The 21,617-nt window shown below is 68.7% G+C and carries 24 protein-coding genes and 1 tRNA gene; 5 read left to right on the top strand and 20 right to left on the bottom strand.

Translation table 11 applies throughout. From position 1 onward, the window contains the following. Positions 1-65 precede the first annotated feature (65 nt). From AVZ66_RS03400 to AVZ66_RS03385, 5 genes are read right to left on the bottom strand one after another with little or no spacing between them, the layout of a single operon-like run. On the bottom strand, positions 66-821 hold the full coding sequence (locus AVZ66_RS03400) for a proteasome assembly chaperone family protein (protein WP_058981844.1): 756 nt from the start codon (positions 819-821) through the stop codon (positions 66-68). 3 nt (positions 822-824) lie between these two features. Beyond that, a complete protein-coding gene (locus tag AVZ66_RS15605) occupies positions 825-1,007 on the bottom strand; it encodes an RNA-protein complex protein Nop10 (protein ID WP_059056254.1) in 183 nt (60 codons plus the stop codon). Beyond that, entirely contained in the window at positions 1,004-1,804 is an 801-nt protein-coding gene (locus AVZ66_RS03395) for a translation initiation factor IF-2 subunit alpha (protein WP_058981843.1), read from the bottom strand. Before AVZ66_RS03395 ends, AVZ66_RS15605 begins: the two co-directional genes overlap by 4 nt. Beyond that, a complete protein-coding gene (locus AVZ66_RS03390; RefSeq protein WP_058981841.1) occupies positions 1,801-1,974 on the bottom strand; it encodes a 30S ribosomal protein S27e in 174 nt (57 codons plus the stop codon). The genes AVZ66_RS03395 and AVZ66_RS03390 overlap by 4 nt, the downstream gene beginning before the upstream one ends. A 2-nt stretch (positions 1,975-1,976) precedes the next feature. After that, positions 1,977-2,258 (bottom strand): 50S ribosomal protein L44e, encoded by a 282-nt coding sequence (locus AVZ66_RS03385; RefSeq protein ID WP_058981839.1) that lies wholly within the window; start codon positions 2,256-2,258, stop codon positions 1,977-1,979. A gap of 121 nt (positions 2,259-2,379) precedes the next feature. On the opposite strand from AVZ66_RS03385, the gene AVZ66_RS03380 reads away from it, so the two are divergent. Together AVZ66_RS03380 and AVZ66_RS03375 are read left to right on the top strand one after the other, a co-directional pair. Next, positions 2,380-3,675 (top strand): hypothetical protein, encoded by a 1,296-nt coding sequence (locus AVZ66_RS03380; RefSeq protein WP_058981837.1) that lies wholly within the window; start codon positions 2,380-2,382, stop codon positions 3,673-3,675. Positions 3,676-3,722: 47 nt separating this feature from the next. Next, positions 3,723-3,989, top strand: a complete 267-nt coding sequence (locus AVZ66_RS03375) for an HAH_0734 family protein (protein ID WP_058981835.1) — start codon at positions 3,723-3,725, stop codon at positions 3,987-3,989. Between the two features lie 4 nt (positions 3,990-3,993). Here the strand turns inward: AVZ66_RS03375 and AVZ66_RS03370 are convergent, their stop codons facing one another. Beyond that, positions 3,994-6,375 carry a DUF2298 domain-containing protein gene (locus AVZ66_RS03370; RefSeq protein WP_058981833.1) on the bottom strand — a complete coding sequence of 794 codons (2,382 nt, stop codon included), beginning with the start codon at positions 6,373-6,375 and terminating at the stop codon, positions 3,994-3,996. A 116-nt stretch (positions 6,376-6,491) separates the two neighbouring features. On the opposite strand from AVZ66_RS03370, the gene AVZ66_RS03365 reads away from it, so the two are divergent. Further along, positions 6,492-8,027, top strand: coding sequence for a lipopolysaccharide biosynthesis protein (locus AVZ66_RS03365; protein ID WP_058981830.1), 1,536 nt, complete (start codon positions 6,492-6,494; stop codon positions 8,025-8,027). 362 nt (positions 8,028-8,389) lie between these two features. Here AVZ66_RS03365 and AVZ66_RS03360 read toward each other — a convergent pair. The 14 genes from AVZ66_RS03360 to AVZ66_RS03295 all read right to left on the bottom strand — a co-directional run bounded on the left by AVZ66_RS03360 (position 8,390) and on the right by AVZ66_RS03295 (position 19,838). Then, positions 8,390-8,464: transfer RNA gene (locus AVZ66_RS03360), tRNA-Met, on the bottom strand. A 69-nt stretch (positions 8,465-8,533) separates the two neighbouring features. Continuing rightward, complete coding sequence (locus AVZ66_RS03355; protein ID WP_058981828.1) at positions 8,534-9,214, bottom strand: type 1 glutamine amidotransferase domain-containing protein; 681 nt, start codon at positions 9,212-9,214, stop codon at positions 8,534-8,536. Between the two features lie 71 nt (positions 9,215-9,285). Continuing rightward, positions 9,286-9,852 (bottom strand): hypoxanthine/guanine phosphoribosyltransferase, encoded by a 567-nt coding sequence (hpt, locus tag AVZ66_RS03350; RefSeq protein ID WP_058981826.1) that lies wholly within the window; start codon positions 9,850-9,852, stop codon positions 9,286-9,288. Between the two features lie 70 nt (positions 9,853-9,922). Continuing rightward, positions 9,923-11,695, bottom strand: coding sequence for a Na(+)/H(+) antiporter subunit D (locus tag AVZ66_RS03345; protein WP_058981823.1), 1,773 nt, complete (start codon positions 11,693-11,695; stop codon positions 9,923-9,925). Continuing rightward, complete coding sequence (locus AVZ66_RS03340; protein WP_058981821.1) at positions 11,695-13,320, bottom strand: proton-conducting transporter membrane subunit; 1,626 nt, start codon at positions 13,318-13,320, stop codon at positions 11,695-11,697. The genes AVZ66_RS03345 and AVZ66_RS03340 overlap by 1 nt, the downstream gene beginning before the upstream one ends. Further along, positions 13,317-14,807, bottom strand: a complete 1,491-nt coding sequence (locus AVZ66_RS03335) for a monovalent cation/H+ antiporter subunit D family protein (RefSeq protein ID WP_058981819.1) — start codon at positions 14,805-14,807, stop codon at positions 13,317-13,319. The genes AVZ66_RS03340 and AVZ66_RS03335 overlap by 4 nt, the downstream gene beginning before the upstream one ends. Further along, positions 14,800-15,156, bottom strand: coding sequence for a cation:proton antiporter subunit C (locus AVZ66_RS03330; RefSeq protein ID WP_058981817.1), 357 nt, complete (start codon positions 15,154-15,156; stop codon positions 14,800-14,802). Before AVZ66_RS03330 ends, AVZ66_RS03335 begins: the two co-directional genes overlap by 8 nt. Continuing rightward, the gene (locus AVZ66_RS03325) at positions 15,153-15,629 is read right to left on the bottom strand and encodes an MnhB domain-containing protein (protein WP_082678761.1); all 477 of its coding nucleotides are present in this window, start codon (positions 15,627-15,629) and stop codon (positions 15,153-15,155) included. Before AVZ66_RS03325 ends, AVZ66_RS03330 begins: the two co-directional genes overlap by 4 nt. Next, positions 15,626-16,156 carry a DUF4040 domain-containing protein gene (locus AVZ66_RS03320; RefSeq protein ID WP_058981816.1) on the bottom strand — a complete coding sequence of 177 codons (531 nt, stop codon included), beginning with the start codon at positions 16,154-16,156 and terminating at the stop codon, positions 15,626-15,628. Before AVZ66_RS03320 ends, AVZ66_RS03325 begins: the two co-directional genes overlap by 4 nt. After that, entirely contained in the window at positions 16,153-16,470 is a 318-nt protein-coding gene (gene mnhG, locus AVZ66_RS03315) for a monovalent cation/H(+) antiporter subunit G (RefSeq protein WP_058981814.1), read from the bottom strand. The genes AVZ66_RS03320 and mnhG overlap by 4 nt, the downstream gene beginning before the upstream one ends. After that, positions 16,467-16,742: a cation:proton antiporter gene (locus AVZ66_RS03310; RefSeq protein WP_058981813.1), complete on the bottom strand. Its 276-nt coding sequence runs from the start codon at positions 16,740-16,742 to the stop codon at positions 16,467-16,469. The genes mnhG and AVZ66_RS03310 overlap by 4 nt, the downstream gene beginning before the upstream one ends. After that, the gene (locus AVZ66_RS03305; protein ID WP_058981812.1) at positions 16,739-17,785 is read right to left on the bottom strand and encodes a monovalent cation/H+ antiporter subunit E; all 1,047 of its coding nucleotides are present in this window, start codon (positions 17,783-17,785) and stop codon (positions 16,739-16,741) included. The genes AVZ66_RS03310 and AVZ66_RS03305 overlap by 4 nt, the downstream gene beginning before the upstream one ends. A 143-nt stretch (positions 17,786-17,928) precedes the next feature. After that, positions 17,929-19,080 carry a bifunctional phosphopantothenoylcysteine decarboxylase/phosphopantothenate--cysteine ligase CoaBC gene (coaBC, locus tag AVZ66_RS03300; RefSeq protein WP_058981811.1) on the bottom strand — a complete coding sequence of 384 codons (1,152 nt, stop codon included), beginning with the start codon at positions 19,078-19,080 and terminating at the stop codon, positions 17,929-17,931. A gap of 38 nt (positions 19,081-19,118) precedes the next feature. Further along, a complete protein-coding gene (locus AVZ66_RS03295; protein ID WP_058981809.1) occupies positions 19,119-19,838 on the bottom strand; it encodes an NAD(P)/FAD-dependent oxidoreductase in 720 nt (239 codons plus the stop codon). Positions 19,839-19,924: 86 nt separating this feature from the next. On the opposite strand from AVZ66_RS03295, the gene AVZ66_RS03290 reads away from it, so the two are divergent. Together AVZ66_RS03290 and AVZ66_RS03285 are read left to right on the top strand one after the other, a co-directional pair. Further along, entirely contained in the window at positions 19,925-20,416 is a 492-nt protein-coding gene (locus tag AVZ66_RS03290) for a type II toxin-antitoxin system RatA family toxin (RefSeq protein ID WP_058981807.1), read from the top strand. Between the two features lie 119 nt (positions 20,417-20,535). Further along, the gene (locus tag AVZ66_RS03285; RefSeq protein ID WP_058984621.1) at positions 20,536-21,615 is read left to right on the top strand and encodes a Gfo/Idh/MocA family protein; all 1,080 of its coding nucleotides are present in this window, start codon (positions 20,536-20,538) and stop codon (positions 21,613-21,615) included. Positions 21,616-21,617: the final 2 nt, after the last annotated feature.

Below are 21,617 nucleotides of genomic sequence, written 5' to 3'. Positions count from 1 at the left end.
GGCGCTACGGGGGGTTAGGTCCAGCGGTCCACTAGCACGCCAAAAAGAAGGGAAGCGAGTCGCCGTCAGCCGATGTACCGGAGGTCTTCCTCACCGCCGGGGCTCGGGCCCTCCTCCATCTCGCGGAGGCGGCTGACGACCTCCTCCATCTCCTCGGCGCGGTCGTCGAGGGCTTCCTCGTCGACGTCGAAGCCGAGCATATCTTCGAGCACCGCGAGCACGGCCTTCGCCGCCTTCGGGTCCACGAGGTAGCCCGACGTCTCGCCCATCAGGCAGGCGGCGTCGAAGCCGCGGCGGCCGCCCAGTCCGAGCAGCAGGCCGCTGGAACCGACGATGCCGCCCGCCGGCTCCTCGCTGCGGAACTCCACGCCGGCCGCTTCGAGGCGCTCTTTCAGGTCGGCGTCCGAGACGGCGCCGATGACGTCGTGCTCCTCGACGAGTTCCCCGGTGGGGACGCCGCCGAGCGCGTACAGTTCGCTCGCGTCGAACTCCTCGGCGACGTCGAGGAATGCCTCCGTGACGCGGTAGTTCCCGGTGTTGTCCTGCGCTTGGTGGTCGCCCGTGAGCACGAGGAGGTCGCGGCCCTCCGTGTCGACGGCGTGAATCTCGGCGTTCGCGAGCGCCGCGACGCTGTCGTCCCCGACGGTGACCTGCGGCGGGAAGTGCTCGCTGTGCACGCGTGCGACGAGTTCGCTGTCCGCCTCCTCGACGACGTGCTCGGCGACGAGTTTCCCGACGTGCCCGACGCCGGGCAGTCCTTCGACGAACACGGGGTCGTCCAGCTCCGGCTCGGATTCCCACGCGATGTCGATTTCGTCCATACCCTAGGGGCGGCTGCGTTCCTTAAGAGCGCGTCGGTACCGCCCGTGAGGGTCCTCCGGGTCGAACGGCGCCGGCGCGCTGTTGACGGCGTCGGCGCCGCAATCGGGACACTCCGCAGAAAGCGTGTACACCGGGCGGTCGTGGCGCTCGCGCCACGCCGAACACACCCGGATGTCGGACTTCATTCCTCTTCGAGCTGGCGCTCGCGGTGGAAGTTCCCGTCGCCGCCCTGCGCGTCGATCTCCTCGACGGCGCGGGCGCCGGCGGCTTCCAGCTGGTCCTCGGCGGTCTTGTAGTTCGGCGCCTGCACTCGAATCCGGTACTCGGGCGCGCCGACGTACGTCACGTCGAGGTCGGCCTCGTCGGGCACCTCGCCGTTGCCCTCGGCGGCCTGCAGGGCCTCCTTCACGTCGTCGACGCCGTCGTCGTCCGGCGACGTCAGCGTCACGTACCCCGTCACCGTGACGTACGGCACGGAGACGTTCTCGCGTGCGGTCTCGACGATTGCGTCCTGCTCGTCGTCGTCGAGGTCAGTCGATTCGAGGGCCTCGTAGCCGTGAATCGCGGCCTGCTCGAACCCCTCGTAGAGGCTGCCGAACTCCGAGAGGAGTCCGTTCGCGATGCGGCGGAACTGGTCGTCGTCCATGTCCTCGCCGAACGCCAGCGTCAGCCACTTGTCGGCCTTCTGCTCGTTCTTCCACTCCTGAATCTTGTCCGACCGCTGGTGGTCGTTGACGTCCTTCAGCGAGAGGTCGATCTGCTGGGCGGACTCGTCGACGTCCAGCACCTTCGCGACGACAGTCTGGTCCTCGTTGACGTGGTCGCGAACGTTCTTGATCCAGCCGCTGGCCACTTCGCTGACGTGTACGAGGCCGCGCTTGTCCTCGTACTCTTCGAGGTCGACGAACACGCCGAAGTCCTCGATGTCGTCGACCTTGCCGACGACGAGTTCGCCCTCCTCGGGCCAGCCGACGTACTTCATCTCGCCTCGACAGTCTCGACGACCTCACCGGTGAACTCCGCCTCGCCGCCGGTCGGACGCGCGAGCGTCGTTCCGCAGACGGCACAGGCGACCTCCGAGGAGGCCTTACCGAAGACGATTTGCTCGTTCTCACAATCCGGACACTCGACTTTGAAGAATCCTCCCGACATTGTTAGTCCTGGAAGACGAGACGGCCGGTGCGCCATCCCTCGCGGAGGTGAGCGTTACCGCACTCGTTGCAGCGGTACTTGAGGTCCGTCTTCTTCGTCGGCTTGTTGCCGACCGGCACCTTCGAGAAGCGGCCGTGGTTCCCGATGGAGGCGTTCGCGCGCTTGGTGCGGCGAGCGTCCCACTTCATGCCGGAGGAACGGCCGGTACGGACTTTCTCGACCTCGATTTGGTTGTGTTCGTCACAGTGCGGGCAGTAGCTGTTGAATCGGCGTGGCATCTCCATAGGCTAAATCAGCTCTGTTGTCTCTCGGTTACACGCGGCCGCTTAAAATCCGTTTGGTTTCGCGGACGAGACCTCCCAGCCGAGGCACAGGTTTTTGCTCCGCGGTGACAACGCCACCGGCATGGTCTCGCGCCGCGCGCTCGCCCTCCCCACAGTCGCACTCGTCGTCGCACTCGCGCTCGCTGCAGGCGGCACCGCCGCCGCACCACCACCCGAAAACGTCTGCGGCGCCTGCGGCGACTCGTTCGAGTCAGCCGCCAGCGACGCCGGCGTATCGGTCACCGTCGTCGAGTCCAGTATGGAAGTCCGCGTCCGCGCGAACGGGAGCGCGCGCATCGCCGTCGAGAACGAACTCGCGGGCGACGGCGCAACGCGGGTAGCGGACGACGGAGATGCTGTCGTCACCGCGCTCGCGGGCGAGAACGATGGCCTCGCACCCGTTCCCACGGACGCAACTCTCCGGGTCGACGGCTCCCGAGTGACCGTCGCGTACACGGACCCCGACTTCGGCCACACGTCCTTGGGCGGCATCGTGCTCACGGACGCCGTCCGCGAGGCGCCCTCGGGCTGGGAAGTGAACACCGACACAGTCCGCCTGTACGCGCCCGACAGCTACACGATTACGGCGGGCGCGAGCAGCGACTCGGTGGTCACTCGGCAGGCCGGAGAGTACCTCGACAACGACTTCGTGGCGTTCGCGCCCGACAGCGGCGTTATCTCGACAGTCGCGACCGAACTCGCAATCGGGGTCGAAGTGCTGCCGGGCTTCCTCGGGGCCGCCGCACTCGCGCTCGCCGCGCCGGCCGTCGTGCTCGCGGGCCTCCTCGGCGGCTTCGGGGCGCTCGTCGACCGCGTCGGCACGCCCGAAAACACCGAGCGCGTCGGCATGGCGCTCGCAGCAGGGGGCGTGTTGGTCACCGCCGTCGTGTTCGCGAGCGGGCAGGCGGACACCTACTTCATGCTCGTCGGTGCGACCGCGCTGTTCGCCGCGCTCACTGCGGTCCTCGTCGGCGCGCTCGCCGCAAGCGGACGGCTCGGTGACACGCGCGTGCTCACCGCCGCTGCGGTCGGCACACCGCTCGCGCTCGGCGTCCTCGGTGCCATCATCGGCTCACGTGCACATCCCGAAGTTGCGCTTCCGACGGCGGGACGAGCGCTCTCCGCAGGGCTGCTCGCCGCGCACGTCTGGACGTTCACCGTCGTCGGTGCGACCAGAACCGAGCGCGCGAACCAGTGGTCCGAAATCGCGACAGTCGTCGTGCCCTTCGTCGCCGCCATCACGCCACTTGCGGGTGTCGTGGCGCTGCTCGGACCGAGCGCGCTGCTGTGGTTCCTCCTCGTCGCGTGGGTTGTCCTCGTCGCACTGTTCGGACTGCCGGCGTACTGGCTGGGCGCCGCGCTCGACGCCAGCGAGTGACGGCCGGCTTCGAAGCGTTTAATCCGTCACCCTCCGAAGCCGCTGGCATGAAGCGACTCATCATCCACGGCGACCCCGGCGTGCGCCGTGACGGCGTCATCGAGTACGACGGCGAGGAGAAAGTCCTCTTCCAGGTGACGCGCAACGGCGACTGGCACGGCCCCGACGAGGTCCAGCTGTGGTGTGTCGTCGGCGACGAGGACGAACTCGAAGACTACGAGAAGCGCAACTTCGTCCCGCACTGGCTCGACGTCGACACCGTCGACGCCGACGACGTCACCGTCCACAAGCGCGCCGGCGACCTCGCGGTTTAGACTCTCACCGCTCGACGAGTTCCGACTGCTCGACCTCGTAGACGGTCACGTTCTCGTTGTCGAACGCGACGCTGACGCCGGGTTCCGCGTCGGTGACGCGCACGTTGTAGCGTTCGCGCTCCACGGGTCCGACCCAGATGTAGCGCACGTCGTGTTTCCGCAGGATGATCGCCCGCGACGTGGCTTCGCTGGTCTCGTAGACGACGCCCACGTCGCTGACGCGCGTCCGGTAGGCCTCGTCGCTGTGGTAGTTGCCGGCGTGCGACCAGCCAGCGACCGTCGGGATGCCCGTGAGACTGGACGCCGGATTCTGCCACGAGTACAGCGTCGTCCCCGGCGCGGAGACGATGTGTGGTTGCCCCGGTTTGTCGTTCAGCCACTCGATAGCGGCGGCCTCGCCGGGGCGCTGGTCGTTGACGTACTCGAAGGCGTCGAGGGTCGCGTCGTCCGCGTTGTCGGCGTGGTTGGCGAGCGCGAACCCGCCGTAGATGGACGCCGACACGACCAGCAGGACGGCGAGTGCGGTGCCGCCGACGGACCGCACGCGGGACGCGTCGGGCGTGCGCGCGGCGAGAGCGGCGAGCGCGACGCCGGCGGGCACCGACCACAGCGCCCACACCTGCGCGTACACCTTGAAAATCGTGTTGTAGCGCTCGTAGGACGCGGCGTCAGCGAGGTAGACGTACTCGATGATGACGACGAGGCCCGCGCCTGCGACGACGAGCACGCCCTCGAAGCCGACCGCGTCCCGGCGCCGCAGCAGCCATGCGCCCACGAGTAGCGGGCCGGCGAGCATCACGCCGACGACGCCGACGCGCACCCCCGCAATCACGGGGTCGAACGACGCCGCGAGCAAGACCGCGGCAAGTGCAGCGAGGCCGGCGGCCGCCCAGTCCGAGGCGTCACGGGCGACTCGGGAGACGAGGTACGCGCCGAACGCCACGAGGAACAGGCCGTGGACGAGGAGGAACGCGCCGAGTTTCGTCGGCACGGGGAACGCCGCGGGATGCTGGTTGCTCGCGCCCGCGAGCAGGACATTGCTGACGAACGGCCCTGCGACGACCAGTCCCAGCACGGCGACTGCGAGTGCGACGCCCACACCGAAGAGAACGCGCTGGAGTTCCCGCGCAGTCCGAGTCGAGCGCTCGGCTCGCGCGGCGAACGACTCGGGCAGCAGCGTCCGCGGGTCGGCGTCCGCGAGCGCGACGCTCAGCATCGCCACGCCCGCGACGGCGGGGAAACTCCACGTGTTCACGGTGAGAATCATCGCCGCCGTCACCGGGAACGCGCCGAACAGCAACGCGAGTCGGCGCCTTCGCGACGACTCGGGGGTTCGCGAATACGCCAGTCCGACGCCGACTGCGAGGAACAGCACGGCGACGCTCATCATGTGCGCGTGCAGGTCGCCGTTCAGGTACGCGAACAGCGGGAACTCGTTGATACCCGTCTCCACCACGCGGCTCGCGTGCCACATGTCGAACTCCGCGGGCGAAATCGACGGCGCGCGATTCGACTTGATGCCCGCCGCGACGACCGCCTGCCGCACCACGTCGTAGGTGCCCGCGAGCAGGCGCACCGGCGTCACGAGGTTGCTCGCGAACCCGTAGACGAACGCCGCCAGAATCCCCGCGCGAACCCGCGTCGACCCCGCGAACACGGCGGCCGCGAACGCCGCAGGCACGGCGAGGTAGTACCACGGCACGCCCAGCGTGACGAGCAACGCGACGAACACGACGGCCGCGACGCCGAGCGCCGTCGACCCCGGAACCGCCTCGCTATCCTCGAACCGAGCGGCAGTAATCGTGCTCGCGAGCCCGTACGCAGCGGTCACGGCCATCGCGTAGAACCCCGCTAGCGCCGGGTCGTACGCGAACCGGCCGCTCGTCCCGGACAGCAACGCGAGCATCGACGCGATCAGGTGGCCGCCGTAGTAGTAGACGACGCGCTCGCCCGCGAACCAGAAGTCCTGCGGCGGGAGGCGGTCCGCGCGCAGCAGACTCTGCAGCAGCCCGAAGTCGAGGAACTTCTCGCCGCCGTAGGGGTGGACGCCGTCGGCCGCCGCGCGAATCGCAATCAGGAACAGGAACGCCACGGTGAACACCGCGACGACCTCCGCGAGCGGGCGCTTGGGCACGTCGACGCCGCCGCGCGCCAGCCACGCCGACGCCGCGACAAGCGCCGCCGCGACGCCGACGACGACCCACAGCCCGAACGCGAGTTGGCCGACCCACAGCGTCGGCACCGCCAGCAACACCACGGCCGTTGGGACGGCCAGCGATGCGCCGCGGTCGGGCGCGTCCGGCAGTAGTCGCGCGGCGAACGGCAGCCCGACCACCAACAGCGCTTGGTAGAGCAGCCACCACCTCAAGACGACGCCGTACTCCATCGACCGAATCGTGCGCGGCCGCCGCTAAACGCTTTCGGGTATCTGTCGACTCGGGCCGGCAGCCCCCCGAATCGAACGGCTTAAAGTTCGCAGCCGCCACTCGGCGGTAGCTACGGATGAGCGGCGCGCAGGACGACGACATCCCCGAGGAGGAACGCGACGCGCTACTCACGATCGTCCACGGCGCCGTCGTCACGTCAGGCGGCGTCTCCGCCCAGCGCGCGCTGATTACGGCCTCGGAGTTCGTGCTCGCGCGCGGCCTCGGCCCCGTCGCGTACGGCGTGTACGCGCTCGCGTGGCGCATCGCCCAACTGCTCTCCCGGCTCGTCACGTTCGGCAGCGTGCCGACGCTCCAGCGCTACCTCCCCGCCTACGAGGACGACCCTGCGGGTCAGTCTCGCGCGACGGGGCTCGCGTACGCAACCACGCTCGGCGTCGGCGTGCTCATCGCGGCGGGGGTCTGGGTGCTCGCACCGTGGATAAACGGCCAGACGGTCGCCCACCCCGAGTTCCCGGCGACGATGCGGCTGTTCGGCGTCTTCGTCGTCCTCCTCGGCCTCGTGATGGTGTACGCCGCGACCTTCCGCGCCGGCGGCTCCGCGCGCGGCGAAGTCCTGTTCAACAAGCTCCTCCGTCCCGCCGCCCGACTCGCCGGCGCCGTCGGCGCGCTCGCGCTCGGGCACTCCGTCGTCGGCGTCGCAGGGGCGTTCCTCGCCTGTCTGTTCGTCGTGGTCGCCGCCGGCTACCCAATCACGTCCCGCGTCACCGGTATCCGACCGTCACTGCGCGGCGCCCGCAAGGAAGCCCGACAGTTCTACGACCACGCGCTCCCGGTCGCGATGAGCAGCCTCGGGAAGGTGTTCCAGAACCGCGTCGACGTCCTCCTCGTCGGCGCGCTCCTGACCGCGGTCGCGGCCGGCGTCTACAACGTCGTGCTCGTGTTGATTTCCATCGCGTGGATTCCGCTGCTGTCGTTCAACCAACTGCTGCCGCCCGTCGCCTCCCGGCTCTACGCGGAAGACGACACCGCGACGCTGAACGCCGTCTACTCGTCGGTCACGCGGCTCATCGTCACCAGCGTCGTCCCGATTCTCGCCGTCCAACTGGTGTTCGGTCGCGAACTCCTCGGGCTGTTCGGGGAGACCTACGTGCGCGGGTACGTCCCGCTGACGGTCTACCTCGGCGGCGTCTTCGTCGGGAGCGCCGTCGGCGCGACCGGCTGGCTGCTGATGATGACCGACCACCAGTACGCCCGCATGGCCCTCGACTGGCTGCTCGCCGTGCTGAACGTCGCGCTCACGTACCTGTTCGTCCGCGAGTTCGGCCTCGTCGGCGCCGCGCTCGGCACGTCGCTGGCTATCGCCGTCCAGAACGGCATCCAAGTCGTGTTGCTCCGGCGCTTCGAGGGCCTGTGGCCGTTCGATACGACCTTCCTCCGACCGCTCGTCGCCGGCGCCGCGATGGCCGCCGTCCTCGCCGGCGTTCGCGCCGCAGTCGGTGGTCTGCTCGCCGTCCCACTCGGTGTGCTCGTCGGCCTCCCGGTCTACGTCGGTACTCTCCACGTACTCGGTGTCGACCCCCGCGACCGCTTCGTCGTCCGCGAACTCGCCGCCCGCTACCGCGAGGCGCTCGGCGAGAAACTGGCGCGTTGAACGAACGCGACGCTGTGGATCACAGGTAAGGAGACGGACGCAATCGCGGAGATGGAACTCCGCGGTTTGTGGTTCGCAGGAAGTAGCGGGAAGTAGATTTGAACCGAAGCGAGAAATGCTCGCTCACTACGCTCGCTGCGCGTTCCTCGCAGGGTTCAAATCCGCCGCGACGACAGGCTCACGCGAACCGCGGAGATGAAACTCCGCGGTTTGTGGTTCGCAGGAAGTAGCGGGAAGTAGATTTGAACTACGCGAACCTCGCTACGCTCGGTTCTCTCGTTCGAATCCACTTCGCTAACTCACAGCAACTCACGCGACGCGTCGCACGGAGGCGACGCTGTGGAGCGTGAGTTTCAGAGGAGTAGCGGGAAGTAGATTTGAACTACCGATCTCCGGGTTATGAGCCCGGCGGAATCTCCTGGCTATCCCATCCCGCTGCAATCCATCGTAGCGCGGTGTCGCAGTTAAGGGTTCTGTTTCGGTCGCCGTGTGGGAGTTCTCCCCAGCTACGCGTCGAGTTCTTCGAGGAGCGCCTGGGCGGCCACACTGGACGAACCGGGACCGCGTGCAGTGAGGAGGTCGCCGTCGACGGTGACGCTGGTGTCGGCGTCCAGTTCGGGGTCGAAGTTTGCGCCGGCGGCCTCGACCTCGTCGGCGACCCAGTAGGGGAGTTTGCGGCCGTCGGGCATCCGGTCGTGGTCGTCGACGATTCCTTCCTCCCACTCGTTCGGGAAGCCGGTGATGTCACGGCCCTCGACGAGGAAGCCGCCGTCGCTGTCGCGCGTGAACGCGAGGATGGCGACGGCGTGACAGACGACCAGCGCCTTCTCGCTGTCGCCCTCGACGGCGTTCCGGAGGAGTCGGCGGGCGTGCTTGTCCTGATTGACGTCCCACGCGGTGCCGTGGCCGCCGGGGAAGACGACCGCGTCGTAGTCGGCGGCCTCGACTTCGGTTACGGAGACGGGGTCGTTGAGTCGCTCGTCGTTCTCGTGGACATCTCGCACCCACTCGGCGGTCTCTTCGCCGACGTTCTCGGGGTCCGCGGAGCGCTCGTCGAGCACCGGCGGCGACCCGCTCGGTGTCGCGACCGTAATCTCGAAGCCCTCGCTGTCGAGCGTCGTGAGCGGCTCGACGCACTCTTCTCCCCAGTAGCCTTCCTCGCTGACGACGAATAGTGCAGACGGCATACGAGGACAGAGGGGCGGCCGCAGGAAAAGCCCCCGCCACGTCGCGAAATCCGCCGGCTGTGCGGGCCCCGTCAGCCGTCGCCGTGCTCGTCGACGATGACGACGTCGCCGTCCTGCACGTCGACGTTGATGAGCGTCTTCACGTCGATACCGCTCTCTTCGAGTTCGTTCGGGCCGGTCTTCTTGATGACCGCGACGACGTCGGCGACGTCCGCGCCGATGTCGTTCAGGGCGGTGGTAATCGACAGCAGCGTCCCGCCCGTCGAGAGCACGTCGTCGAGGACGAGCACGCGGTCGCCCTCCGCGACGTCGTTGATGTACATCTCGTTCTCCGAGTAGCCGGTCTCCTGGTGGAGGCCGACTTCGCCCGGGAGGCCGTACTCGCGCTTGCGGATGACCACGAGGGGGATGTCGGTCATCAGCGAGACGGCCGTGGAGATGTGGATGCCCATCGCGGCGGGCGTGACAATCTTGTCGACGTCTTCGAGTTCCGCCTTCCGGATGATTCGGATGACGATTTCCCGGAGGAGGCCCGGTTCGAGCACCGGAACCCCGTCGCTGATGGGGTGAACGAAGTAGTGGTACCCGTCTTTCTCGATGATGGGCGCGTCCAGCAGCGACTGCTTGAGCCTATCCATGCAGGAAGTACTTGCGCCGTGAATAAAAGGTGACGGAACGAACGCGACAGTGAGAGGGGTTCGCGGGGGGTTACAGCACGAGCACGAGCGCGAGCGCGACCATCACGACGACCAGTAGGAGACTCGTGCTCATGTCCGCGCGCAGCGAGACGCGGTCCTTACCGAAGACGCGGGCGGCAGCGGCGCCGGGCGCGGTGACGACGGCGCCGGTCGCGTCGGCGGTGCGGACGGCCGCGCGGTCGACGGCGGCGTACAGTTCGGTGACGCCGACGACGAGCGAGCGCGTGCCGTAGAACAGCAGCGGGCTGTAGACGTTGTCGACGTCCGGGACGCGCCCGAGGCCCGAGAGCGGTTTCTTCACGAGAGCGAACCCGACGAGGCCGAGTGCGGCCAGCGCTAGTCCTTCGAGGATGTGCGTGACCGTGTACGTGTGGTAGACGTGGTGGACGACCGCGTCACTCGTCACGTCGTAGGGCAGAATGGCGAACAGCGCGCCGTCGAAGACGCCGTAGAACACGCAGAGCGCCGCGACGGCGACCATCGCGACCGACTGCCCGCGGTTCGCGTCCTTCACGGAGCCGTCGTAGCTCCCGTGGAAGAACGCGTAGTAGCCGAACTTGATGAAGGACATGAACGTCCCGACGCCCCCGAGCAGGAGCAGCAGTTCGAGCGTGTAGAACTCACCGAGGACGAGCGGCCCCTTCTCGAAGCTGTAGTGGCTCGCGGAGATGACGATGCCCTTCGAGACGAAGCCGTTGAAGCCGGGGAAGCCGGAAATCGAGAGCGCGGCGACGGTGAACGCGCCCGCCGTAATCGGCATCTCCCGGGCGAGCCCGCCGAGTTTCTTCAGGCTCTCCTCGCCGGTGCGGTAGACGACGACGCCCGCCGTCATGAACAGCAGCCCCTTGTAGAGGATGTGGTTGAAGACGTGCGCGAACGCGCCGGCCTGCGCGAGCGCGCCGCCGATGCCGACCCCTGCGACCATGTAGCCGACCTGCGACTGGATGTGGTAGGAGAGCAGGCGGCGCATGTCGTTCTGGAACAGCGCCATCGTCGCGCCGAAGACGGCCATCAGGCCGCCCATGTAGGCGACGGCGACGTTACCGTCCTGCGGGAACACGCGGTACATCCCGTAGACGCCGGTCTTCGTGGTGAACACGCAGAGGAAGACGCTGGCGGCGACGTGGGGCCGCGGGTACGTGTCGGGCAGCCACGCGTGCAGGCCGATGAACCCGACGTTGACGCCGATGCCGATGGCGCCGAGAATGGGCGCGACGGACCCGGCGAGACCCGCGACTTCGGGGCCGCCTGGGACGGACGCGAACAGGAACGTCCCGGTCTCGGCGAAGTGCCAGACGATGGCGCCGAGCAGCAGCGTGCCGCCGATGCCGTGCGCGAGCGCGTACCGGAAGCCCGCCCGCACGGCCTTCCCGCCGTAGTGCCACACGAGCAGCGTGCTGGTGACGGCCATCAGCTCCCAGAAGAAGATGAGGGTGAGCCAGTCGCCGCCGAAGACGGCGCCGATGCTGGTGCCGACGTAGCCGAGCGCGAACGCGGTCTGGAGGTTGTCGGCGTCGCTGGCGTACGAGTAGACGACGCCGACGGCGCCGATGAACCCGAAGATGAGCCCCATCAGCGTCGAGAACGGGTCGACGTTGAACAGCACCGCCTCGAACCCGAACAGCTGGGTCTGGAAGTGCGCTCCCTCGGCGACGAACCAGACGTACGGGACGACAGCGGCGCTGGCGAGCGCGCCGAGCGCGTGGCCGGCGCGGCGCCCGAGGAACGGCAGCAGTAGCGCCGCCAGCAGCACGGGGACGAACGGCGGAACGATTGCGTCCATCACGCCATCACCCCCATGGTGACGGCGGCGTCAGCCACCTCGCGGACGAGTTGGAGGAACACCGCGGTGTCCGGCACGACGCCGAGCACGACGGAGCCGGCGGCCGCGAACAGAATCGGGCCGACGATGAACCACGTCGACTCCGCGCCGTTGGGCGCGCGCCGCTCGAAGGCGCCGTGGCCGTCGTGGTCGTGGCCGCCGTCAGTCCGGGCTTCGCGGGCGAATCGGCCGCCGAACACGCTGGAGATGAACGGCTTGTCGTCCGCGCCGTCCTGGCTCTCGAAGAACGCCGTGTAGACGACCGGCCAGAAGTACGCGATGTTCAGAATGCCCGAAATCAGGAGCGCGGCGGTGAACACGAGGTCGCCGTTGGAGACGGTGCCGATGAGCAGGAAGTACTTGCTGACGAAGCCCGCAATCAGCGGGATACCCGCCATGCCGGCGGACGCCACGGCGAACGCCCCCATCGTCAATGGCATGCGTTTCCCGATGCCCGCCATCTCCGAGATGTAGTCGGTGTGGGTCTCGACGTGGACGGCGCCCGCGCAGAAGAACAGGGTGAGCTTCATGAACGCGTGCGCCGGGATGTGCAACAGCCCGCCGATGAGCGCCCACTTCGCGGCCTCGCTGGGGCCGGCGGCGCCCGCGACGGCGATGCCGAGAACGATGTACGACAGTTGGCTAATCGTCGAGAACGCGAGCCGGCGCTTGAGGTGGTCCTGTCGGAGCGCGATGACGCTGGCGACGACGAGCGTGAACGCGGCGACTGCCGCGAGCACGCCGCCGACGCCGAGTCGCGCGACGAGGTCGATGCCGAAGACGTCCAAGAGGACGCGCGCGATGCCGAACACGCCGGACTTGACGACGGCGACCGCGTGCAGCAGTCCGGAGACGGGCGTCGGCGCGACCATCGCGTCCGGCAGCCACGAGTGCAGCGGCATCAGCGCGGCCTTCACGCCGAAGCCGGTGACCAGCAGCGCGAACGCGGCGCGGGCGAGCGTCGGGTCCGCCGACGCGAGCGCCGAGATGCCGCCGGTCGTGAACGCCGTCGTGTTCGTCATGTAGAACACGAGTACGGTGCCGGCGAGGACGGCGACGCCGCCGCCGAACGTGTACGCGAGGTACTTGCGGCCGGCGGCGCGCGCTTCGTCCGTGCCGTCGTGGGCGACCAGCGGGTAGGTCGCGACGGTCAGCAGTTCGTAGAACACGTAGAGGACGACGAGGTTCGACGCGAACGCGACGCCGACCGCCGCGGAGACGCTGCCGGCGAACGACGCGAAGTACCGCGTCTGGTGGCCCTCGTCGAGCCCCCGCATGTAGCCGATACTGTAGAAGCTCGTCACGATCCAGAGGGTGCTCGCCAGCAGCGCGAACAGCAGGCCGAGTGCGTCCGCGCGGAGGGTGAACGCGACGTGCGGGACGAACTGTCCGAGTTCGGTGACGTAGACGTCGCCGGCGAGCGCGGCGGGCACCATGCTCGCCACGAGTCCGAACTTCGCCAGCGCCGCCAGCACGGTCCACCCCTCGCGGACGTTCGGACGGCCGCGGGAGGCGAGAATCGGCACGACCGCGACCGCCGACACGAGCACCGCAGCGAGCGGCCGGATGGAAGTGATTTCAGTCATGAGAGGAGCACCTCGATGGTTGGTCGGAGCTGATCAGCGTAACCGAACACCGCGAACCCGAGCACGACGGCCGCGACGACAGCAGCGACCACCGTCGCCCGCATCCCGAAGGACGCGCCGACGGGTTCGCCGCCGTCGGTGCGCGCGTCGACGCGCTCGATAGCGGGTTCGAGGTCGACGCTCGGTTCCCGGAAGAACATGCGTTCGACGAGGCGCGCGAAGTACGCCAGCGTGAGCAGCGTGCTCCCGACGATGACCGCGAGCAGCGCCCACGAGCCGGATTCGGCGGCGCCAATGGCGATGTACCACTTGCCGGCGAAGCCGACGGTCGGCGGGATGCCGACCATCGCGATTGCGAGCGCGGCGAACGCGCCCGCACCCAGCGGCGAGCGCTGGACGAGGCCGTCGAACTCCTCGACGTTGCGCGCGCCGGTCTCCGTGGCGACCAGCCCCGCAGTGAGGAAGAGGCCGCCCTTCATGATGGCGTGGCCGACGAGGTGAATCGCTGCGCCCATGAGCGCGGTCACGTTCCCGATGGAGATGGCGGCGACGACGAGCCCGAACTGCGAGACCGACGAGTACGCCAGCATGCGCTTGACCTCCGCCTGCGAGATTGCGAGGAGGCTGCCGACGACGATGCTGACGGTGGCGCCGCCGACGAGGATTGCGTTCGCCAGCTCGTTGTTGGCGAGGAACGCGGCGCCGAACACCGTGTAGACGACGCGCAACAGTGCGTACGCCGCGACCGTGGAGACGAGCGCGGAGATGTACGCGCTGACGCTGTCGGGAGCGCCCGCGTACGCGTCTGGCTGCCACGTGTGCAGCGGGAACACCGCGACCTTGATGAACAGACCGACGACGATGAACGCGAACGCGGCGTGGACGAGCGTCGGGTCCGCGCCGGCCAGTTTGTCGCCGAGGTCGGCCATGTTCAGCGTCCCGGTGTCGATGTACGCGTACCCGATGCCGAGCAGGAACAGCGAGGCGCCGACGGTGCCGACGAGCAGGTACTTCAGCGCCGCGACCGCCGACCGTCCGCGCTCGCCGCTGGCGACGAGCGCGTACGCCGCCAGCCCCGTGATTTCGAGGAAGACGTACATGTTGAACAGGTCCGCCGTGACGCTCATCCCGGTGAGGCCGGTGACCAGCAGCATGTACACCGCGTAGAACGGGTTCGAGCGCGGGCCGGCGCGCCGGGAGTACGCGAGCACGCCCAGCGACACCACGGCGATGAGGACTATCATCGTCGCGGAGAGCCCGTCGACGAGGAGTTCGATGCCGTACGGCGCTTCGAATCCGCCGACGACGTACCTGATGGAGCCGTCGGTGAACGCCGTCACCGCCAACTGCGCTGCGACCGCGAGTTGGACGGCGCACGCGACGACCGCGACCGGCCACCCGCTCTCGGAGCGAGCGACGCCCGCGACCAGCGCCGCGAGCGACCCGACGATGGGGACGGCGACCGCGAGCGCGACGAGGTCACTCACCCTCACGCACCTCCTTGAGGGTGTCCTCGGTGAGCGTGCCGTACTCCGCGTAGATGCGGACAATCATCCCGAGCGCGACCGCCGTCAGCGCGACGCCGACGACGATAGCGGTGAGGATGAGCACGTGCGGCAGCGGACTGACGTACGGTCCGCTGTCGGACAGCACCGGCGCCGTCCCGCCGTTCAGGTAGGCGGACGCGATGAAGAACAGGAAGATGCCGGTCTGGAAGATGTTCATGCCGATGACCTTCTTCACGAAGTTCCCGGCGGCTATCATCACGTACGTCCCGATGCCCAACAGCAGGAACGCCGCGACGTAGTAGTCTCGTGTAACGAGTAAGTCTATCATTCGTTGTCACCTCCGTCCTTCCCGGCGTCGATGGCGAAGAACAGGCCAGTGATGGTGCTCGCGACGATGACGCCGATGAACAGTTCCACCACTTCGATGCCGTACTTGCTGGCGTGGTGGATGCCGTACGCCGAGTAGTCGAGGAAGCCGCCGCCGGCGACGACTGTGCCGACGCCGATAGCGACGAACGCCGCGACGCCGCCGGCGACGACGAGCACGAGTGTGGCCTCGCCGACCCACTCGCGCAGCGGGTCGATGCCGAACGCGATGCCCAGCATCAACATCACGGTAGCGACGACGACGCCGCCCTGGAAGCCGCCGCCCGAGGAGTTCGCGCCGTGGAACATCAGGTAGAGGCCGTACGTGAACACGAACGGCGAGACGACGCGCACCGTCGCCATGATGATGGGGCTCTCGACGTACGAGCGCAGGTCGTCGGCCGTGTCGGCGGCCTCCGGATTGGACTCGCTCACGCGAACACCTCCTTGCCGAGCACGACGAGCAGCCCGACGCCCGCCGAGTAGACGACGACTGCTTCGCCGAGCGTGTCGAACCCGCGGTAGGCGGCGAGCACGGCGGTGACGACGTTCTTCACGCCGGTCTCGTGGTAGGCGTTTTCGAGGTAGTACTGCGTGACCTCCGAGGTGATGACGGTCGTGTCCGCCGCGCCGATTTCGGGGAGCGAACCGAGCGTCGCCGCCAGCACCGCGACGAACAGCACGGCGACGCCGAGCGCTGGTACGTCGAGGCGTTCGAGCAGGCGGTCGCCCGACGGTCGCACCGTCTTCGCGATGGTCAACAGGAACAGGACGGTCGTGACGCCGGCGCCGACCGCGGCCTCCGTCAGGCCGACGTCGGGCGCCTGCAGCACCACCCAGACGACCGCGATGCCGAGGCTGTACGTCGCGAACGCGATGATGGCCGCGAGCACGTCCCGGAGGACGGCGGTCGCCAGCGCGGTGGCGAGCACGAACACCAACAGCGGGAGTTCGAAGTTCATTCGCTATCACCCTCGTCGGTCGTCCACGGTTCGATGCCTTGGTCGGCGGCGGCGCGCGCGATGGCGTGGGCCGCGGTCGGATTCGTGATGAACATGAACAGGACGAGTAGCGCGGCCTTCGCGGTGGAGAGGTCGAAGCCGAACGTGACCGCGACCGCCGCGAGCGCGAGGCCGGCGCCGAGCGTGTCGCTCTTCGAGGCGCCGTGGGTGCGCGTGTAGATATCGGGCAGTCGGAGCAGTCCGACCGCGGCGACGAACGCGAAGAACGCGCCGCCGGCGACGAGCACGAGCACGGCGAGTTCGCGGGGCGTCACAGCACACCACCCCGTTCGACGGTGAACTTCGAGATGGCGATGCTCATCAGGAAGTTCAGCAGCGCGTACACGATGGCGATGTCCAGCGCCGAGGAGTTGCCAGTGGCCGCCGCGACGAGCGCGATGACGACGACGATGTTCGTCCCGATGGCGTTGACCGCGATGACGCGGTCCTGCATCGTCGGGCCGCGGACGACCCGGTAGAGGATGGACAGGGAGACGACGATGAACGCCGCCGCGCCGCCGAGCAGCACGTCGGAGATGAACGTCATTCGTCGTCACCCTCCGTTTCCTCGTCGTCGGTGCGCGCGCCGCGTTCGGCGGGGCTGGCGATGCGGGCCGCGGGCCGGCCGTAGAACACGAACCGGACCGCGCGTTCGAGCGCGCCGTCCAGTAAGTCCTCGCGGGCGCCCGGCGTGAGACTGTGGATGGTGAAGTGTCGCTGGGTCACGTCCACGGTGAGCGTCCCGGGAGTGAGCGTGATGCTGTTCGCGAGCGTGGTCGCCGGAAGCTCCGACCACACCGCGGCGTCGAACTCCACCACCTTCGGGTCGATGGGGAGTTTGGGGTGGAGGACGACGTACGCGATGTCGAAGTTCGCCTTCACAATCTCCCACGCGAGGAAGGGGACGAACAGCGCGAGCCGCGCGAGGCGGCCGCCGAGCTTCCGCAGTTCGACTTCGCCGCGAGTCGTAATGCGCCACAGTATCGCGGAGACGACGCCCGCGGCGACGGCGCCGGTCGCGATGTTGAACGTCGACAGCGTGCCCGAGACGAGCAAGTAGAACGCGTACGTCGAGCAGAACAACACGACGAACTGGCCGAGGCCGGCGGTCCGCGTGAGCGGGCCGCGACGGGTCGGCCGCTCGACGGGCGCGAGTTCGACGGTCAGGCCGGCGGCTTCGAGTTCGCCCTCCAGCGGCGGGAGCAGCGGCGCCATCCCGAGGGGGTTGTACTCGGGGTCGAGGACGACCGTCTCGACGCCGTGGCGGTTGGCGTAGTCGACGAGCACGTCGGCGTAGTCGCCGGGGTTGAAGAGGTACTCCGTCTGCCCGACGACGGCCGTCTCGATTGCCACCGAATCGACTTCCTCGCCGAGGTCCTCTTCGACCCACACTTCGATGCGGTCGAGGAGTTCCACGGCGGCGGTCGCTTCCGCGCCCTCCTCGCTGGTGTCGATGCGTTCCGACACTGGGTAGACGAAGTGGAGGGTCGGCCGGCCGTCGGCGTCGGCGGCACGTTCGGCGACGTACGCCACCGTCTTCCGGAGTGTCACCGAGTCGTCGACCGGGACGATCAGGTCGTCGCCAGCCATCAGGTCACCCCCCGTGGTTCGGGCCGCAGCGACGACTGCGGCCGCGTAGCTAGCGTCATTTGTCGTGTTCGGCGAGTGGTTGCGCCGTATGATGATACCTTCGGTTTCCCACGCTGTGCGCCGGAATACTTCGAGACGGTGGGTCAGTCCAGTCCGGCTATTTCGTCGGCGACGCGGCGCCCGAGAGCGGTCTTGGTGCCGACGAACTCGGTGGCGTCCTCGCGGGTCACGAACAGCGCGCGGGTGTCTTCCTCGCCCATCACGCTGGCGTCGTTGGCGACGACGAAGGAGAGGTCGACGCGTTCGAGCGTCTCCCGGGCGGCGGCAACCATCGCGTCGTCGTCGCCGGACGTCTCGGCTTTGAATCCGACGATGGCGAGGCCGGGGTAGGTCTCGCGGAGTTCGTCGATGAGTTTCGGCGTCGGTTCGAGGTCCAGCGTGAGGTCCTGCCCGGAGCGAATCTTCTCGTCGCTGGCGTCGACGGTGTAGTCGCTGACCGCGGCCGCCGAGACGAGTGCGTCGGCGTCCGCGCACGCCTCCCGGGTCGCAGCCAGCATCTCCGCAGCGGTCTCGACGCGCACGGTGTCGGCGTAGGGGACGGCCTCGCCCTGGTGGACGAGCGTGACGTCGGCGCCCGCGACGTAGCAGGCGGCGGCGACCGCGCGACCCGTCCGCCCGGACGAGCGGTTCGTGAGTACGCGCACGGGGTCGATTGGCTCGCTGGTCGCGCCGCTCGTGACGACGACGTGGTCGCCCGAAAGCGGGTCGTCGGTGGCGGCGCGCGCCGTCTCGACAGCGATTGCTTCCTCGGTGGCGATTTTGGCTTTCCCCTCCTCGACGCGCGGGTCGACGAAGTCGACGCCCCACGACTCCACGCGGTCGATGGCGTCGAGCACGCCCGGGTGGTCGTACATCGGTTCGTGCATCGCGGGCGCGATGACGACCGGCACGTCGGCGCCGAGTGCGGTCGTCGCGCACGTCGTCACGGGCGTGTCGTCGATTGCACCCGCAATCTTCCCGACGGTGTTCGCGGTCGCCGGCGCAATCAGGAAGACGTCCGCCCAGCCGTCCCGCCCGCAGAGGTCGACGTGCTCGACGCTACCCGTAATCTCGGTGACGACGGGTTCGTCCGTCGCGAACTCGACGGCCCACGGGTCGATGATGTGTTGGGCGCTCCCGGTGGTCACGGCGCGCACGCTCGCGCCGCGGCGGCGGAGTTCGTGGGCGAGTTCCACGACCTTCACCGCCGCGATGCTGCCCGTGACCCCGAGGGCGACGTTCACTCCGGAGAGCATTCACCGGAGGTTCGCGCTCCCGGCTATAAATAGGCTGGTCAGTCGTCGTCCGCGACGCTGGGGTGCATCGTCGGCGGGTCCGCCGTGGAGAGCGCGGCGAGCGCGTCGAGGCTCCCGCGTTCGCGTTCGCGGCGTTCGGCCTCGTCGATTTCCTCGCAGCCCGGCGGCACGTCGCGGTCGCGGCCCGTGAAGTAGCCCTCCGGGGCGACCCAGTCGTGGTAGTGAGGGACGTCGCTATCGTCGATGACCGTGAGGCCGACAGTGGCGCCGTGGCCGGCCGCGACGACGGTCTGGTGGTACTGGCGCGCGACCCGGCCGGCGGCGTAGACGCCGTCGACGTCGGTGCGGCCGAACTCGTCGACGTCCAGCATCGTCTTCGATCCGCGGTCGATGCGCGACAGCTCGAAGCCGTCGAGGTAGGAGCTGTCGGGCCACGACGCCGCGACCACGAAGTCAGCGGCGTCCGTGCCGGCGTCGTCAGTTTCGACGGCGAACGCCTCGCCGGAGTCGGTGACGTGCTCGACGCGCGCCTCGACGAACTCGGCGCCCGCGTCCGCGGCCTGCTGGCGGGTGGCGTCGAGGAACGTCCGCGCGTTCACGCCGGCGGGGAACCCGGGGACGTTTTCGAGGTGGGCGTTGCGCGCTAGAATCGGCTCACCGGCGTCGTAGACGGTTGTATCGAGCCCGGCGCGTGCGGTGTAGATGGCGGCGGTCAGGCCCGCGGGCCCGCCACCGACCACGGCGACGTGTTCTGTCATACCTCCCGGTTCGCGCTCGATGGATACAAGCACGGCGGTGGGGGCAGCCACAGTAGACCTTTGTCACAGCGCGACGAAGGGCGCGTGTGAACACGGTCGAAGTGAGCACGGACGTCCGCGTCCCCGTCGAGGAAGCGTACGCGTTCGTCGCCGACTTCCCGCGGTACGCCGACTACTCGGAGTACCTGCAGTCGGTCACTCAGCACGGGAACGGCGGCGCGGGAACCGAATACGAACTGACGTTCGCGTGGTGGAAACTCACGCACACGGTGCGGTCGCGGGTCACGGACACGGACGAACCCGAGCAAATCGACTGGCGACTCGTCGACGGCATCGACGCGCACGGCCGCTGGGAGGTCGCGGAAGCCGAGAACGGCTCGCGGGTGACGTTCGTCGTCACGTACGACACGGACAGCGCCCGCGGCGCGCTCGACCTGCCGCGACTCGTATCTCTGGACTGGGTGGTCGAGAAGGTCGTGGGACTCGTCGTCGAGGAGGGCGAGCGCGTCGTCGAGCGCGTCGTTGCGGACCTCGAAGGCGAGCGCCGCCCCGTCGAACTCGACGTCGAGACGTACTGACCGGCAACGTTTATCCGATGTCGAGTGAACGCTCCGGACGTGACAGTACGCGACACAGACGCCGGACACCGCGCGCGACGGAGGCCAGCACAGTGACCGACGAACCGCTCTCCGTGGGGATGCTCGGCTACGGGTTCATGGGCGACGCGCACGCGAACGCGCTACGCACGCTCCCCCAGTTCTTCCCGGACGCCCCGGAGGTTTCGCTGGACGTGCTCGTCGGGCGCGACGAGACCGCCGCCGGCGAGGCCGCGGACCGTCTCGGCTTCGAGCGCGTGGAGACGGACTGGCGGGACGCGCTCGACGACGTGGATGTCTTCTACAACCTCGGCCCGAACCACGTCCACGTCGGACCCTCCATCGCCGCGCTGGAGGCGGGCGTCCACGTGCTCTGCGAGAAACCGCTGGCGCCGACAGTCGAGGACGCCGAGCGGATGGCGCGCGCCGCCGCCGACAGCGACGCGACGGCGGCCGTCGGCTTCAACTACCGATTCGTGCCCGCGGTCCAGTACGCCAAGCGACTCATCGAAGACGGCGCGCTCGGCGAGATTCGGCACGCGCGCTTCCGCTACCTCCAAGACTGGCTGGCGGACGCGGACGCGCCGTGGACGTGGCGCATGGACGCCGACGCCGCCGGGTCGGGCGCGCTCGGCGACCTCGGCGCGCACAGTTTCGACCTCGCGCGCTTCCTCGTCGGGGACATCGACGCCGTGAGCGGCCACCGGGAGACGTTCGTCGACGAGCGCGTTCCCGACGGCGAGAGCGACCCGCGGCCCGTCACCGTCGACGACGCGTTCGCGGCACACGCGGAGTTCGAGAACGGCGCGATGGGAACCTTCGAGGCGACCCGGTACGCGACCGGCCGGAAGAACGGCCACACGTTCGAAATCGACGGCTCCGAGGGCGCCGTTCGGTTCGACCTGGAACGCCTCAACGAACTGGAAGTCCGGCGCGGGGACGGCCGCGGCTTCGAGACGGTGCTCGTCACAGACGAGGACGACCCGTACGGCGACCGCTGGTGGCCCGCCGGCCACGTCCTCGGCTGGGAGCACACGTTCGTCCACGAGAACAGCGAGTTCCTCACCGCCGCGGACGGCGACAGCGAGTTCGCGCCGGACTTCGCGGACGGCCTGGCGGTCCAGCGGCTGCTGGACGCCGTCGAACGCAGTGACGACCGCCGCGAGTGGGTGACGGTCTGAGA

Origin of the sequence: Halobacterium sp. CBA1132 (assembly GCF_001485535.1) — an archaeon.
Classification (GTDB): Archaea; Halobacteriota; Halobacteria; order Halobacteriales; family Halobacteriaceae; genus Halobacterium.
The sequence above is the reverse complement of the archived record's forward strand: the minus strand, read 5'-3'. Positions and strand labels throughout refer to the sequence as shown.

Coding starts and splice junctions, on each gene's coding strand:
- AVZ66_RS03400 (WP_058981844.1), bottom strand. CDS start 821: ATGGACGAAATCGACATCGCGTGGGAATCCGAGCCGGAGCTGGACGAC.
- AVZ66_RS15605 (WP_059056254.1), bottom strand. CDS start 1,007: ATGAAGTCCGACATCCGGGTGTGTTCGGCGTGGCGCGAGCGCCACGAC.
- AVZ66_RS03395 (WP_058981843.1), bottom strand. CDS start 1,804: ATGAAGTACGTCGGCTGGCCCGAGGAGGGCGAACTCGTCGTCGGCAAG.
- AVZ66_RS03390 (WP_058981841.1), bottom strand. CDS start 1,974: ATGTCGGGAGGATTCTTCAAAGTCGAGTGTCCGGATTGTGAGAACGAG.
- AVZ66_RS03385 (WP_058981839.1), bottom strand. CDS start 2,258: ATGGAGATGCCACGCCGATTCAACAGCTACTGCCCGCACTGTGACGAA.
- AVZ66_RS03380 (WP_058981837.1), top strand. CDS start 2,380: ATGGTCTCGCGCCGCGCGCTCGCCCTCCCCACAGTCGCACTCGTCGTC.
- AVZ66_RS03375 (WP_058981835.1), top strand. CDS start 3,723: ATGAAGCGACTCATCATCCACGGCGACCCCGGCGTGCGCCGTGACGGC.
- AVZ66_RS03370 (WP_058981833.1), bottom strand. CDS start 6,375: ATGGAGTACGGCGTCGTCTTGAGGTGGTGGCTGCTCTACCAAGCGCTG.
- AVZ66_RS03365 (WP_058981830.1), top strand. CDS start 6,492: ATGAGCGGCGCGCAGGACGACGACATCCCCGAGGAGGAACGCGACGCG.
- AVZ66_RS03355 (WP_058981828.1), bottom strand. CDS start 9,214: ATGCCGTCTGCACTATTCGTCGTCAGCGAGGAAGGCTACTGGGGAGAA.
- hpt (WP_058981826.1), bottom strand. CDS start 9,852: ATGGATAGGCTCAAGCAGTCGCTGCTGGACGCGCCCATCATCGAGAAA.
- AVZ66_RS03345 (WP_058981823.1), bottom strand. CDS start 11,695: ATGGACGCAATCGTTCCGCCGTTCGTCCCCGTGCTGCTGGCGGCGCTA.
- AVZ66_RS03340 (WP_058981821.1), bottom strand. CDS start 13,320: ATGACTGAAATCACTTCCATCCGGCCGCTCGCTGCGGTGCTCGTGTCG.
- AVZ66_RS03330 (WP_058981817.1), bottom strand. CDS start 15,156: ATGATAGACTTACTCGTTACACGAGACTACTACGTCGCGGCGTTCCTG.
- AVZ66_RS03320 (WP_058981816.1), bottom strand. CDS start 16,156: ATGAACTTCGAACTCCCGCTGTTGGTGTTCGTGCTCGCCACCGCGCTG.
- AVZ66_RS03310 (WP_058981813.1), bottom strand. CDS start 16,742: ATGACGTTCATCTCCGACGTGCTGCTCGGCGGCGCGGCGGCGTTCATC.
- AVZ66_RS03305 (WP_058981812.1), bottom strand. CDS start 17,785: ATGGCTGGCGACGACCTGATCGTCCCGGTCGACGACTCGGTGACACTC.
- coaBC (WP_058981811.1), bottom strand. CDS start 19,080: ATGCTCTCCGGAGTGAACGTCGCCCTCGGGGTCACGGGCAGCATCGCG.
- AVZ66_RS03295 (WP_058981809.1), bottom strand. CDS start 19,838: ATGACAGAACACGTCGCCGTGGTCGGTGGCGGGCCCGCGGGCCTGACC.
- AVZ66_RS03285 (WP_058984621.1), top strand. CDS start 20,536: ATGCTCGGCTACGGGTTCATGGGCGACGCGCACGCGAACGCGCTACGC.